1 protein-coding gene is annotated in these 317 nt (G+C 58.7%); it reads right to left on the reverse strand.

The features are described from left to right. Positions 1-47: 47 nt before the first annotated feature. The coding region (locus SB764_RS39095; protein WP_410866625.1) for an NAD(P)/FAD-dependent oxidoreductase at positions 48-317 on the reverse strand (270 nt) is incomplete at its 5' end.

Genomic DNA, 317 nt, shown 5'->3' on the forward strand with positions numbered 1-317 from the left:
TTTTGCGTTGCTCATAACTTTTCCTTTCGAACGGTGGTGTGGGCAGCTTAGGAGTTCAGGTTGGCGAGGAAGTGTTCGACGTCGAGCGCGGCAACGCAGCCAGAACCCGAAGCTGTGATCGCTTGCCGGTAGGTGGGGTCAATGACATCCCCCGCTGCGAAGACACCAGGGATGTTTGTTCGTGAGCTTCGGCCGTCAACAGCGATGGTTCCTTCAGGAGTCAGCGCCACCTTCCCCCGGACCAGATCAGTGCGGGGATCGTTGCCGATAGCAACAAACACACCCGTTACCGGGAGCTCGGTCTCGGTGCCGTCAAC

It is taken from the genome of Paraburkholderia sp. SIMBA_027 (assembly GCF_046535315.1).
GTDB lineage: Bacteria > Pseudomonadota > Gammaproteobacteria > Burkholderiales > Burkholderiaceae > Paraburkholderia > Paraburkholderia tropica.